8 protein-coding genes are annotated in these 14,068 nt (G+C 48.1%); 3 read left to right on the top strand and 5 right to left on the bottom strand.

Going from position 1 to position 14,068, the window contains the following annotated elements; genetic code table 11:
- Positions 1 to 754: 754 nt before the first annotated feature.
- Positions 755 to 1,858, top strand: coding sequence for a hypothetical protein (locus tag ACO6UY_RS17210; RefSeq protein WP_422462047.1), 1,104 nt, complete (start codon positions 755 to 757; stop codon positions 1,856 to 1,858).
- Positions 1,859 to 1,924: 66 nt separating this feature from the next.
- Here the strand turns inward: ACO6UY_RS17210 and ACO6UY_RS17205 are convergent, their stop codons facing one another.
- Positions 1,925 to 3,769 carry a Na/Pi cotransporter family protein gene (locus ACO6UY_RS17205; protein ID WP_422444332.1) on the bottom strand — a complete coding sequence of 615 codons (1,845 nt, stop codon included), beginning with the start codon at positions 3,767 to 3,769 and terminating at the stop codon, positions 1,925 to 1,927.
- Positions 3,770 to 4,362: 593 nt separating this feature from the next.
- Here ACO6UY_RS17205 and ACO6UY_RS17200 point away from each other — a divergent pair.
- Positions 4,363 to 4,785: an H-NS family nucleoid-associated regulatory protein gene (locus ACO6UY_RS17200; RefSeq protein WP_101745333.1), complete on the top strand. Its 423-nt coding sequence runs from the start codon at positions 4,363 to 4,365 to the stop codon at positions 4,783 to 4,785.
- A gap of 50 nt (positions 4,786 to 4,835) precedes the next feature.
- On the opposite strand, the gene ACO6UY_RS17195 is transcribed toward ACO6UY_RS17200, so the two are convergent.
- From ACO6UY_RS17195 to rpmB, 4 genes are all read right to left on the bottom strand, one after another.
- Complete coding sequence (locus ACO6UY_RS17195; protein WP_422444335.1) at positions 4,836 to 5,501, bottom strand: hypothetical protein; 666 nt, start codon at positions 5,499 to 5,501, stop codon at positions 4,836 to 4,838.
- A gap of 31 nt (positions 5,502 to 5,532) precedes the next feature.
- Positions 5,533 to 6,858 carry a tRNA 5-hydroxyuridine modification protein YegQ gene (gene yegQ / locus ACO6UY_RS17190; protein WP_422444337.1) on the bottom strand — a complete coding sequence of 442 codons (1,326 nt, stop codon included), beginning with the start codon at positions 6,856 to 6,858 and terminating at the stop codon, positions 5,533 to 5,535.
- A 211-nt stretch (positions 6,859 to 7,069) separates the two neighbouring features.
- On the bottom strand, positions 7,070 to 7,237 hold the full coding sequence (gene rpmG, locus ACO6UY_RS17185; RefSeq protein WP_034834535.1) for a 50S ribosomal protein L33: 168 nt from the start codon (positions 7,235 to 7,237) through the stop codon (positions 7,070 to 7,072).
- Between the two features lie 33 nt (positions 7,238 to 7,270).
- A complete protein-coding gene (gene rpmB, locus ACO6UY_RS17180; protein WP_101745336.1) occupies positions 7,271 to 7,507 on the bottom strand; it encodes a 50S ribosomal protein L28 in 237 nt (78 codons plus the stop codon).
- Between the two features lie 734 nt (positions 7,508 to 8,241).
- Here rpmB and ACO6UY_RS17175 point away from each other — a divergent pair.
- A complete protein-coding gene (locus ACO6UY_RS17175; protein WP_422490732.1) occupies positions 8,242 to 13,092 on the top strand; it encodes an NAD-glutamate dehydrogenase in 4,851 nt (1,616 codons plus the stop codon).
- Positions 13,093 to 14,068 lie beyond the last annotated feature (976 nt).

Raw genomic sequence — 14,068 nt, 5'->3', positions numbered from 1 at the left:
AGAAATTTCTTTGAGATTTTCGTGGTTAGTTCTTGGGCGTTATTCATGAAGGGGCTGATATTGCAGGGAGCACCTGAACCAAAAGCAAAAGGCAAGCGAGTTAAACCTGGTGAACAGCCAAAACGAAAAATGATAAGCATCCGGAGTTTATTCCCTGATACGGCATAGTTACCAATAAAAAACCATTTTCTTCAGTGTATTTAAGTTAACCTATTGATCAGTTTTTTTTCTGATGGTTCTATTTGTGTCTAATTGTGTCTAAAAAATCAATAAAACAATTAAGGGAAAATCTTCATTTTTCTATTTTTTGCGGGAATTGCTACTTTACTCAGACTATCTGTTGTCGTCTTCTGGCAAGAGCACAGCTACCAGCCAAACAGCTTCAGGTCTTTGGCAGGACGAAAATTGGTTGAAAGAACGGCATGTTGATTCGGGTTGTATCTGGTCTCGGCATGCAGTTTCTGGTCAAGAAGCAGGGCCGGAATATTTCTCACAGGTTGGAATGAACGGTATTTTTTGCCGCGTTAGCGGCTTGGTTCAACAACGTACATAACAACGTGGTGAGGAACTAATCTGACCGCACAGTGTCAAAAACAGTACGGACGAACTGTTCGGGTCTTTGACCTGACAGGTCTACATACGATCAGTGCTGTTCACTCAGCCTGCTTGATATAAATTCAGGATATCACTGGCTTTTCTAGCTTGCGTGTAGCTTATGGAAACTGGTTGTCCCTATTAACTAACAGGTGTTTCTATGATTCTTCCAGCTACCCACACAACCCGGGCCATTTTGGCTCATCCTGTCCATCAGCTTCTGACAACGCAGTCAACAAACCAGTACACGACTGAAAGTTTTGGTAATCAGCCGGGGGCGGAGGTCCTGGCCAACCGGCTTAATCAATTGGGTGAAAACCTGAAACAGGTTCCTGCACATGTACTCGCGCACATCTGCCATAACTTCACCACTGCCTTTAATCTGCATTCAATCCTGATTGCAGAATCCAGCCAGTTGAACGCCATAAAAATCCTGCTGGCCGCTAACAACTGCATGGATCAGGAATCAATTGAGTTATTTGCCAAGAAATTCCATGACATTCCAGACTCCGATCCCAGCGCGACTTTAAGAAACAAAGCGGCGGAAGACAATCAGCTGGTAATTACCCAGCCCGAGGTACATCAGGGTCAACCAACGACATTCAACTATCGACAACCATTATTGGAGCACTTTATTGTCTGCGCATTCCCGGAGCCAGAATTTACTTTGCAACAGCAGACGCAGCTGAAAGATGCATTAACCCTGGCAGGCAGGCAGATTACCGGCAATTGGGGCTTCGGATGTCTGGATGAGCCAGTACCCTATGGCAACTTTAACCGGGAAACCGTCGCCCGCCTCTCTGCCTGTCTGAGCTACCCCAGGCAGCCTGAATGTGCCGAAAAGCTGGCTCAGATATACATGGGACTTCAGGAGGCGTTGTTCAATCCGGAGTCAGATTTGATCCAGCTGCTGAAGGACAACCAGAAGGGGGAACTGGTAACACTGCTGGCGAAGGAAAGCGACAATCCGGCCACCCTGAGCAATGAAGCAGCCTTGATGTTATCACTGGCAGTCAGTGAGAATCATTCGGATGCTGAGAGATTGGCAGAAGAAGGAGAAATTGAGAGATTGACGGAAGAAATTGGTATTTTTTCAATAGATCTGGGCCGTTTTGCCGACGCAAATCTCGTGTTGAATTTCGCCGGGGCTGCCAGCAAAACCCAACTTGCTAATGACGACATCAGGGCAGCAGAGGTAGCAGTTATCCGCTTCGCTTATGAACTTCTGGGTGTGAAAATTCCCTTGGAGTCACTGCATACATAATAGTTGCCACTTCTCCCGAGTCTGGAAACCTGAACGAGGTCGGTCAGTGAGTAATTCATAGCCCACTCATTTTTCAAAAGAACCAGCAACGTTTTTTGGGGGAGTAGAACGAGCCTCAAAATTAAGATCGATCTCTCGATATTCTTCGCGATCCCTGGTCAACATAATCACGGCTCCATCAATAAGACTGGTGCAGGCATCATGTACATGAGCACTGTCATTCATCAAAGAACTGGCCATAAATGAGTCAACCTGATTGGAGCGAATGAGTTCATTCAGTTTTCTGTGCATCTGCTCATCCTGCTCGCTCAGCTCCTGCTTTAACTGTTCCGCATGCTGACGAATATGATCATAATTGCGTCGGACTCCCAATACATCAATAAGCTTCAGGACAGAGGCAAGGCACAGTCTGAGCTGGTTGTATTGGTGGCGTATCTGCTCATTATCCGAATGCAGGTAATGCCCCATATTTTTATAGATATGCTTGACATGTTTGATGGCCTGGACAAAATCACGACAGGCAACTTTAAGTGCAAATAACTCCTGCACCTGCGCTCTGGGAAGATTCCCTTCTATGGCTCCTGAATAGTGAATAATGTCCGCATAGATACCTTTGATATGTCGGATATACAGCTCTTTTATGGTCCATGGCTGATCATCGCGCATCCAGCTGTTCACCAGATCCGTCAGACTGTCCGACTCCCTCAGCTTGTCGCCGGTAAGATATATTCCATAACAGATCAGTTCGAGTGTATTTCTGTATAAATGGTCGCACTCCCGGGTCAGGGCTCTTAGCGCCGTATCCGGATAATTCAGTGTTGCCGGGGTTAAGTAGCGCGCCCGGTGAATGGCAGGATTATCCTCAGTGGCAAGATTCAGATGAGACTGCCTGTCAGGATCGACAAAGAGCGTCTCCAGCCAACGGATAAGCAGCTGGAAAAAAGGAAGTTGAACCACTATTCCCATGACATTAAAGAGACTGTGGAACAGCGCAAGCTTCAGAGTGTAGTCGTCTGCCCCGATTGGAAAGAGTCCGGCAGTAAAATCCACAAGCACTTTTAACTGGGGCAACAAAAGGATAGCCAGAGCAGCGGTGGCCACATTAAACGTAATATGTGCCACAGCCAATCGCTTCCCTGCTGCATTTGCCCCCATCGCTCCCAGCACTGCCGTTATGGTTGTACCGATATTTGAACCGATAGCCAGTGCTAACGCATTATCGTAAGTCAACTGCCCCGCTGCCAGGGCTGAAAAGGTGAGCACCAATACCGCATTGGTGGACTGCATGATGATGGTGGCCAGAACACCAAAGAGTGTGAAGACCAGAATGCCCTGCATTCCTTCCATTGAGAAGCTGCTGAAATCAATCACAGTCTGGAATGCTTCAAAACCCTCTTTCATGTAATGAATACCAAGAAAGAGAAAGCCTATACCCAGCAAAATACAGCCGAAGCCGCTGAATGTTTTCTCCCGCTGGCTCCTCAAAATCAAACCGAAAACGAGTAATGGCATGGCATAGGAAATCAGCTTTAACTTCATACCATACAAGGCAACTAACCATGCACCGACAGTACTGCCCAAATTTGCCCCAAAAATGATGCCAACGCCGGCAGCCAGGCCAATCAGGCCGGCACTGAGAAATGAAATAACAATGACGGAAACCAGCGAACTGGACTGCAGGACTGCGGTCGTGGTGATACCAAAGGCCAGACTTTTCCAGAGACTGTCAGTGGTTTTCTGCAGGAACGCCTCAAGCAGCCCCCCCGTAAAGACCTTAAACCCTTTTTCCAGATAAACCATGCCCAGCAGAAAAATAACCACACCTGCCGTGATCACCTGAAGCTCTGAGCTAACCCAAAAGCCGTAAGTCAATAGCAGCAGTGCTGTTGGAAGAACTACGCGTCCGAGCATATTTAGTCACTTATCCAGGCCAACCGGTAACCCCCAATCGCCATGAGCAGAAAATACGGGGCTATAGCGTCTGTTATCGACGGGTAAACAGGATCCCTCCAATGTATCTGTTCTTCAATTAATCACCATCGGGAAGACGGTTCAGCCCTGGCTGAAAAACGACGGGGCGCAAGCAAGGGTCTGGTCAAATATTGCAACATGGATGACAACAAAAAGCCGCATTGAGCAAGGGCTACGGCCCTGACTTACGCAATACAATCCAGCAAAGTATCTGAATAAAACATGTGCCTTATAACTTGATAAATAGAGGGCAGTAACCGACTGTTAACAGGGGTAACCAGTAAAATGAAGAGCAGCATTTTATAAGGGTCAAACTCACCATTTTCTTGCCAATCAAACAAAATACATTACTTTTATTCATATCGAACGAGTAATAAGCAGAACCATTCTGTGAATTACCCCATACCTGCGTAACTGACAGGTAACCGTTCCAGTCTTGCGTTACAGATATTTGTCGACTTTCTTAATGTCCGTGTTGATGCATTATTTATTGCCTCATACGGTCAAAGGCTCCAGTAGATTGAGGGTATACAATGAAATTACTGGATGAGTTACATCATCGGCTAGGTAGTAAATCCCGGATTCGCTCGCTATTCAAAGATGTCAGTGTTCAGGAGCTGGAAAAAATTCTGGACCGCCTGAAAGGGGTACATAAGGAAAAATTGCAATCCAGGGTTAAAGAGGATGCAAAACGACAGAAAAAGATGAAAGACATTGTCGCTATACACAAAGAAATGGCGGAACTTGGTATTACGCTCTCAGATCTGGACAACATTAACGACCCGGGCAAAACGGGCAAACGCCGACGAACTGTCGCAAAGCATACCTTTCAATATGAAAATCCAGCCGGACAAACTGTGTACTGGGAAGGCTCAACCACTGGAAGACTACCAAAAGACTTTCAGGAGTACCTGGAAAAAACTCAGAAAAAGCGGGCAGAGTGCATTATCAAGTAAAGTCAGGATTCTGTAAAAATCCCGCTTCTCATCTCACCGACATTGATCAGTTACAGCTGTTGCATGTGGATGACCATTGAGCGAATCCAGAGCGTCAGGTCATCCATATCTTCAAGGGACAGTAGTAAAAGGGCCATATCAAGTGGGTCCAACTCGCCTTCATGTTGGAAGACTTCACCTTTGCAGGCTGAAATCATATTCCGCAGTTCATCCACAGCCATCTTTACTTCCTGATTAACCTCCAGCAAAGCCCGGGATTGTTGTTTTCTAAATCCTGCGATGCCCAGGCGGTCCTGTTTTGCAACGCCCGACTTCAAGCTATAAACAACGCTGGCAAAGTGTTGATTCAACTGTTCAACAGAACGCTGCAAGTCTTCGGTAAGCCTGGGAGGTCGGTACGTTAATCGCTCAGCCAGTCGGCAGATCAGGTGTGCCAGGTTATTCTGAGTCTGTAAGAGGGAGAGCACCAGCCCCTTGGGCTGCGCGGTCAATGTTGGCTGGTTGAGCCTGGCCAGAATTTCCTGCTCCAGTTTTTCCACGGCGGGCAGAAAATCAACAAGCCATTTCGCCCGTTCATGCCACTGGTCATCGGCAGTTAACCGGCTCTGCAACTGCCTGTTCAATAGCACCAGGGCATCCAGGATCACCTGTCGATGCTGGCTTAACGGCTTATAGGCAGAGCTGGAAAAAATACTGGTAAAGGTCGTAAGATCCATAACGATCTTATCGACTCAGAGTATCACCGGATTAGGGCAGATTACGCACCAGCAGTGAGTGGGCATTTGGCAACACACCGTCAGGCTTTGGTATTTTTACCAGGTGGCCCGATCCGGGAGCTACATCAATACGTTCACCACGGCGATTTTCCAAATGCTCCAGATTAAACACATAGTTGCCTTTGGGGGTCATCAGCTCCAGGGTATCCCCCAACTCAAAGCGGTTTTTCACATCCACCGTCAGCTGCTGATCGTCAAACTCAACAATTTCACCGACAAACTGCTGCTTGCTTTCCCGTGAGTTACCGGTTTCATAATTCTGATACTCATCGTGCACATGGCGACGATAAAAGCCTTCGGTATAACCTCTGTTGGCCAGATTTTCCAGAGTGTCCATCATGCCCATATCAAATGGATTCCCCGCTACGGCATCATCAATGGCTTGACGGTATACCTGGGCGGTTCTGGCAACATAATAAAAAGACTTGGTGCGCCCTTCGATCTTGAGGGAGTGAATGCCCATCTCCGTCAAGCGACGAACATGCTGGACAGCCCTGAGATCCCGGGAGTTCATAATATAAGTGCCATGCTCATCTTCAAAAGCAGGCATATACTGGTCCGGACGCCCCCTTTCCTGCAACAGGAAAATAGAGTCAGATGTTTCGCCAGTCCCCAGGGTTGGAGTAACCATTTCCGGGCTGCTACTGACCGGAATCACATCACCGCTCTCAGTCTCTTTCGCCTCATGGGCCTGATACTGCCAGCGACAGGCATTGGTGCAGGTTCCCTGGTTTGGGTCTCTTTTGTTGATATAACCGGAGAGCAGACAGCGGCCCGAGTAAGCGATACAGAGCGAACCATGAACAAAGACCTCAATCTCGGTATCAGGGCACTCTTCCCGGATCTCCTGAATCTCCTCCAGGGATAACTCACGGGACAGAATAATCCGCTCAACCCCCTGCCTGGCCCAGAATTTTACCGTGGCAAAGTTCACTGCGTTCGCCTGAACCGAGAGGTGGACTGGCATATCCGGCCAGGTTTCACGCACCATCATAATCAAACCCGGATCGGACATGATCAGTGCATCAGGCCCCATGGCAATAACCGGCTCCATATCCCGGAGATAGGTTTTCACCTTACTGTTATGGGCCGCAATATTACTGGCCAGATACAGTTTTTTGCCCAGGGCGTGAGCCTCATCGATGCCTTTTTTCAGATTATCCAGTTTAAAGTCGTTATTGCGGACTCTCAGACTATAGCGGGGCTGGCCAGCATAAACAGCATCTGCACCATAAGCAAAAGCAAAGTGCATATTCTTCAGTGTTCCGGCTGGCGAAAGGAGTTCCGGTTTCATCATGACCTACAGCTGATGTTCTTGAATGGCGCGCATTATAACAGTGCAACCACAATGCAACAGTAGTGAGAGCACACAGTTACTAAGTGCAAAGCAGGGGATGGCAGGTTTTGATCCTGAGCAGGAATATTAACAGAGGGGGGAAAGCGCAACAGAAGTGAGTGGCGGTCCGTATCAGTTTGCCTGATACGGACCAGAGCAAAGCAAACAAGATTTACTTGATCTTGTATTCCTTGTACTCAACGTGCTTGCGAACAACCGGGTCATACTTCTTGAACACCAGCTTGTCAGGCGTATTACGCTTGTTCTTGGTGGTGGTGTAGTAATGACCAGTGCCTGCGCTGGAAACCAGCTTGATTTTCTCACGAATACCTTTAGCCATGATTTATGCTCCTGCTAAGTTAGCTATCTCGACTTAAAAAGATTGACCGCTGGCGCGCAGATCAGCCAGAACGGCATCAATGCCTTTCTTGTCGATAATACGCATGCCTTTTGCAGAAACACGCAGGCGCACAAAGCGCTTTTCACTTTCAACCCAGAAGCGCTTGTGGTGCAGGTTAGGCACGAAGCGACGACGGGTTTTATTCTGAGCGTGGGAAACATTGTTCCCGGTAACCGGGCGCTTGCCGGTAACCTGACAAACCTTGGACATGTGGATGGCCTCTCAAACCGTCTCTTAAACCAAAATCACCAGCCATGAGGCCGGAAAACTTAACTGAATTCCAGTGTCTGCTTCGGGCAGATCTGCCCATGGTTACAGAGTCAAGAGACCTTCAAGACTCATCAGCAGCTACCCTCATACAAAGATCGGGCTTTATACCAGAATTGGACGCCGCTTGCAAATTCCATCAGGACTACGGATTATGCTTAGCCCCCGCAAAATCAGCAATCCCAAGGCATTTTAGCTATTTCTCGACTATCTTGACGAGAGGCTTGACGAGCAGCTTGACAGAAAAGCTCAACAAGAAGGCTGTCAGCAAAGCCAGGCTGACATTGTTAACGCAACCAGACACTGTTTAATCGGCTCATTGCCAATAGAGCAAACGCAACTTTATACAGCGGTATTGATCGATGTCACCCAAAAGTTGTCACTGCGGAAAACCAATGATAGTAGATCGTTGTGATCAATTTATTCTGGCCCATAAGCATTGACAGTTATGGTAAGTAGTTGGCCAAATTGAATCGTATATTTCTGGCTAAGTGGGCAGTTGCTATGCAAGGCGCAACGTAGGGAGCATAGCCGTAGCTATGTGACCGGAGTTGCAACGGCGCAGAGTGACTGACAACTTAGTCAGAAATATATGATTTCATTTGGTTAACTACTTATAACCCGGCAAATCAGGTGGGACAGTTTGCCGTACTCAATTCCAGTGACAGAGGAATATCATGGACCGCTTTACCGATTTTCGAGCCATCATCGTTAATCAGGTTCAATCGCTTCTGGCAAAGCGCATGTCAACCAAAGAATATGAGCAAATACAGGCGCTTGCTGATGCCTATTACCGGGGAGTTGCCAGCAAAGACCTGACCCGGATCAATACCGATGACTGCTATGGCGCACTCCTCTGCCTGTGGCAGTTTCTACAGGCCCGGCAGCCGGAACAAATCAAGATCCGCGTCTACAACCCGGAACCGGAAACCCACCACTGGCACTCCACACACAGCATTGTTGAAATTATCACGGATGATATGCCCTTTCTGGTGTCTTCTGTGTTGATGGAGCTTGATCGTCAGAAAATAAAAGTTTACAGCCTGAATCACCCCACCCTTCGATTAGAAAGAGACAGCACAGGTCAGCTGCAAGGCATCAGCACGCTACAGGCAGAAATAACCGAGGCCGTTATTCGGGTTGAAATAGACCGCCAACCGGAACAACTGGATTTAGAAAAAGTCGCTGCCGGTATCCGGGATATCGTTGCGGATGTTCATAAAGTGGTTTCTGACTGGGAGGCAATGCAAACCAGGCTGGATGACGCCATTCAATGGTGTCAAAGCCACCCTGTGCCATTACCGGATGTTGAACAGAAAGAAGCGCTTGCTTTTATGAAGTGGCTGAAAAAAGACAATTTTCTGTTCATCGGCTTTCGCTATTACGAGATCATCCATGGGTCAAACACACTAAGACTACGCGCCAACAGCAAAACCGGTCTGGGGACATTTCGGGAGGGCCCCCATCAGCATCCGGTAGAGCAAGAGCTGTCCCCCTATATTGCCTCACAAATTCAGGCACCTGAGTTACTGGTTATCACCAAATCCATCAGCCGCTCAACGGTTCATCGACCCGCACACCTGGACTATATCGGGATAAAACAATTTAACGATGCCGGTGTAGTCACCGGGGAATGGCGTTTTTTCGGACTGTTTTCGTCAACCGCCTACAACGTCCCGCTGGATGACATCCCGCTGATACGAAAGAAAGTGGCCAGGCTTTTAAAAAGCAACAGTTGCCCGATAAACAGCCATCGGGGTAATGCCCTTCGCCACATTATTCATAACTATCCAAGGGACGAGCTCCTGCAGGCAAGTTTTAAACAACTTAAGACCGTCATTAACGGGATTCTTGACTGCCATGAATTGCGGCAGTTGAAAGTATTCCTTCGTCCCGACCCCTATGACCGCTTTATTACGGTGCTTATTTACGTATCCAGAGATAATTTCAACACAGAACTTCGCTTACAGATGCAACAGATCCTGCTCAGTGAGTTGAGTGGCAACAGTATTGATTTCAATGTTCAGCTATCGGAAAACCCAATGGCGCAATTGCAATTTACCGTGCATTGTCGTCATGCCAGCCAGCAGGATATCGATGTTGAACGGCTGGAAGCCATGATTCACGAAGCGATGCTGAACTGGACAGATTACCTGCAACAGGCGTTAAAAGAGGCATTTGGCGAGGCTTCGGGTAACCGGCTGGCACAATGTTATCTGCAGGCATTTCCCGCCGCGTACCGGGAGGATGTTACCCCCCGACAGGCAGTAGCAGACATTCAACGTCTGGAATCGATAAAAGACAGTCATCAGATAAAAACCAGTCTCTACCGTCCGGTTACCGACCATTATCGGTGGCACTTCCGGGTGCTGGGTAAAGGGCCTCTCCTGGCACTCTCAGATGTACTTCCCATTCTTGAGCAAATGGGCGTCCGGGTTCGCAGCGCAAGGCCTTACGCCATCAGCCCCTACCGTCAGGAAAATGCCTGGGTGCTTGATTTCAGTATCGAGCCTGATGGCCATGATAACGCTCTGACAGCCAAAATAAACCCGCCGGACGTTGACAACTCAAACCAGACCAACCTTGAAGATACCCATCTGCGGGAGCAGTTCCGGGAGGTGTTTAATCGCACCTGGAAGGGGGATATGGAGAATGACGGTTTCAACGGCCTGGTGGTTTCAGCCGGTTTGAACTGTGAGCAGGTTGTGCTCATCAGGGCTCTGTCCAAATACCTGATGCAACTGCCAGTGCCCTTCAGCCAGAGCTATATGCAGAAAGTGCTGAACAGTAACCCATCGGTGGTGCGTGAAATCGTAGACCTGTTCAGCATCCGTTTTTATCCGGATTTCCGTGGTGATCGCCTTAACATGGCCAATGCCTGCTCTAACAGGATTTACCAATTGCTGGACAGTGTCGCCAACCTTGATGAAGACCGGATCCTGCGTCACTTTCTCAGTGTTATCGAGGCCATGTTGAGAACCAGCGCCTATCAGAAACAGGGGGAGCCAAAAGGTTATCTGTCGTTCAAACTGCAACCGGAAAAGATTCCAACCTCACCTCAGCCAAGGCCCATGTTTGAAATATTTGTCTACTCGCCTCGCTTTGAAGGCATCCATATGCGCTGTGGGAAGATTGCCAGGGGAGGATTACGATGGTCAGACCGGATGGAGGATTTCCGCACCGAGATTCTGGGGCTGGTCAAAGCCCAGATGATCAAAAATGCCATTATTGTTCCCCACGGGGCCAAGGGGGGCTTTGTCACCAAAAATCTCCCGGCCAATGGCTCCAGGGAAGAAATACAGGCGGAAGGGATTGCATGTTATCGAGCATTTATCTCCGGACTTCTGGATCTGACCGATAACCTGCAGGGCGGAAACATCATCCCTCCTGAAAACGTCATACGCTACGATGATGACGACCCTTACCTTGTGGTGGCAGCGGACAAAGGCACCGCCAGCTTTTCCGATATCGCCAACGATGTATCCCAATCCTATGGGTTCTGGCTGCGGGATGCGTTTGCCTCTGGTGGCAGCCAGGGCTATGACCATAAAAAAATGGGGATCACTGCCCGGGGTGCCTGGGAGTCGGTAAAAAGGATCTTCAAAGAGCGTGAAATCGATACTCAGACCCGGGATTTTACGGTCATCGGTATTGGTGATATGTCCGGTGATGTATTTGGCAATGGCATGCTACTTTCCAACCATATTCGTCTGATCGCCGCCTTTAACCACCAGCATATCTTTATTGATCCTGATCCGGATATTTCAGTCAGTTTCAATGAGCGTCAGCGCCTGTTTAATTTACCCCGGTCCTCCTGGGACGATTACGACCGCAGCAAACTATCAGAAGGTGGTGGCGTATTCAGTCGCCAGCTGAAAAGCATTCTTTTGAGCAAGCAGGCCAGAACCGCACTGGCAACGGATAAAACCATTCTGTCGCCTGCGGAACTTATCCAGACAATTCTGAAAGCACCAGCGGATCTGTTGTGGAATGGCGGGATTGGCACTTACATAAGAGCCTGCAGTGAAAGCAATGCCGATGTCGGGGACCGGTCCAATGATAATGTCAGGATCAGTGCCAGTGAACTGAATACCAGTGCGGTAGGGGAGGGCGGAAACCTGGGCCTGACTCAGTTGGCAAGAATTGAATTCTCCAGCAGGGGGGGCCTGATCAACACCGACGCCATAGACAACTCAGGGGGGGTCAACAGCTCAGACCATGAAGTCAACATCAAGATTCTGCTCAATCAGATGGTGGATGATGGTGACATAACCATAAAGCAGCGTAATAGTCTGCTGGCCAGTATGACCGATGAGATCGCCAGGCTGGTTCTCAGGCATAATTTTTTACAGAGCCAGAGGCTAAGCCTGAGCCTGCAACAGAATGTTCTGCTGTTTAATGACCATCGCTTTCTGATCAGAAATCTCGAACAAAAAGGGCGTCTTAACCGGGCTCAGGATGGCCTGCCATCGGATACAGAAATTAAAGCCAGGGTGAAAGCCGGTGAAGGCCTTACCCGGCCAGAAATAGCCATTCTTTTGTCCCATACCAAGCTGGAGCTGTTTGAATCCCTGGTCTCGGCCAATGTGGCTGATGACCCGATACTGGCGGCAAAACTGCTGGACTATTTTCCATCACAGCTGCGCAACCAGTTCCCTGATCAGATCAAACATCATCCATTAAAAACTGAAATACTGGCGACCCATCTCAGCAACGAGGTTGGCAACCGGATGGGAGCAACGTTTATTGAGTATATCCATCAGGAAACCCGACAGTCGGAGCTTAATTGTGTCCGGGCATTTATGGCGATAAAAGAGATCTTTTCCATTCCATCCATCTGGGATCAATTTGAAAGCCTGGGTTTTGATGTCAAAGATGATATCCAGAGAGTTGAACTGTTTCGAATACAGCAGCATATCGAAAAAGCCTGCATCTGGTTGCTGAAGAATCATGGCTGCCCTATGGATATAGAGTCGCTCATCAGTAACTATAAACCGGGCGTCTGTGCCGTCAGCGGACAACTGGCGGAGCTGCTGGGAGAGGAAGATTGTGCCTGGCTGGGTGGCAGGGTTACCCGGCTTCAGGAAGCACAGCTGCCGCAAACGCTGGCGGAAACCTGTGCGAGCCTTCGATATCTTTATTACGTACTGTTTATGGTCAGTGTGGCGAATGAATATCAATTTACCGTTATTGATGTGGCCTCTGTCTTTTTTGCCCTTGAAGATTATCTGTGCCTGCCCTGGTTAAGAGAACGTATTCGTCAACTGCCGGTTAACGACCTCTGGCAACGCAAGGCACAATCTTCCCTGAAAGATCAGCTGGATCAAACCCTCAATGATAATTGTATTCATGTTCTGACCCATTCACAGGGAAAGCCGGAAGAGCGCCTTAAGCGGTGGCTGGAAAAAAATGCTGAGCTGATTGATCGCTGGAAAGCGACAATCCGGGAAATACAATCCGCCAGAGAGCAAAACCTTGCCATGCTGTCAGTAGCGGTACAGGAACTGTCGCTTATTGCTTCAAGCTAAGGGGCTTGTCCAATTTGCTGAATGCCTCGTGGAGTAACTGGTCAATAGAGAGATTATCATGCAAGCAACAACAAAGGTGCTGGACGGTGGTTGCGCAAGCCAGGTGACAGTCAGTTCCTCCAATACAACCCAAAGTGACAGTAACGGACAAAAATCACCCCTTCCCGGACCACAAAATTATGGTGTATGGAAAGTTGAGCGCCGCTGCCCACTGGATAAAAAAATCAAGTGTTTGTTGTGGGGGAAGGGCCCCTCGTTATCGGGAAAGTGTTATCAAGTGTCTTACAGAGTATAAATTGCTGCCTGAAACACCGGCAAAATCAGGTTGTGGTTTAAGCGTCCAAACAGCGGGGCAGACACCTGAGACAGAGATAAAGAAATGAAAAATACAGGCGCAAAAAAAAACGGTCATCAGGGGAAGATGACCGTTTCATGACGTCTCTATTGTTACAGCAACATCGACAAAGTACACAGCTAAGGGTTTATCGCGATCCGGGTGACTCAGCATCCCATGGAAGTAATCAACCAAGCCCACCCCACAGGTTATGTAACGGTCAACAAAGGCCATTCTTTAGACTCAACTGGATAAAAATTCGGCAGAAAAAAAGCCAGCATCCGGGGGAAGGATACTGGCTATATAGCTTCGGCTACAGGGGAGCAGCCTACCACTCAAGTTAATGTCAACACAAAACACACAGTGAGCAACAAAAAATCAGAATCGAACTACTGCCTTTTTCTCATCCTAATAAACTCAGACAAGCAAAATTCCAAAAAGTTCCCTGAAAAATAAAAAAAATTAAAAAAAAGCCAGCATCCTGAAAAAGGACACTGGCTTTACACGATAGATGCGGGGAAACATATACCGCTTCAACATCAACAACACTTAACACACAAGGAGCAACTCATTTGAGACTCACTATATGAGACAAGCAATATGGTAATAAAGTTCCACCGTTTACAAAAAACTTACAAATAG

The sequence above is a fragment of the Endozoicomonas sp. ALE010 genome (genome assembly GCF_049310165.1).
In the GTDB taxonomy this organism is placed as follows: Bacteria; Pseudomonadota; Gammaproteobacteria; order Pseudomonadales; family Endozoicomonadaceae; genus Endozoicomonas.
Note: the sequence above shows the minus strand (reverse complement) of the source record. Positions and strands in the feature narration are given on the sequence as shown.

Coding starts and splice junctions, on each gene's coding strand:
- ACO6UY_RS17210 (WP_422462047.1), top strand. CDS start 755: ATGATTCTTCCAGCTACCCACACAACCCGGGCCATTTTGGCTCATCCT.
- ACO6UY_RS17205 (WP_422444332.1), bottom strand. CDS start 3,769: ATGCTCGGACGCGTAGTTCTTCCAACAGCACTGCTGCTATTGACTTAC.
- ACO6UY_RS17200 (WP_101745333.1), top strand. CDS start 4,363: ATGAAATTACTGGATGAGTTACATCATCGGCTAGGTAGTAAATCCCGG.
- ACO6UY_RS17195 (WP_422444335.1), bottom strand. CDS start 5,501: ATGGATCTTACGACCTTTACCAGTATTTTTTCCAGCTCTGCCTATAAG.
- yegQ (WP_422444337.1), bottom strand. CDS start 6,858: ATGATGAAACCGGAACTCCTTTCGCCAGCCGGAACACTGAAGAATATG.
- rpmG (WP_034834535.1), bottom strand. CDS start 7,237: ATGGCTAAAGGTATTCGTGAGAAAATCAAGCTGGTTTCCAGCGCAGGC.
- rpmB (WP_101745336.1), bottom strand. CDS start 7,507: ATGTCCAAGGTTTGTCAGGTTACCGGCAAGCGCCCGGTTACCGGGAAC.
- ACO6UY_RS17175 (WP_422490732.1), top strand. CDS start 8,242: ATGGACCGCTTTACCGATTTTCGAGCCATCATCGTTAATCAGGTTCAA.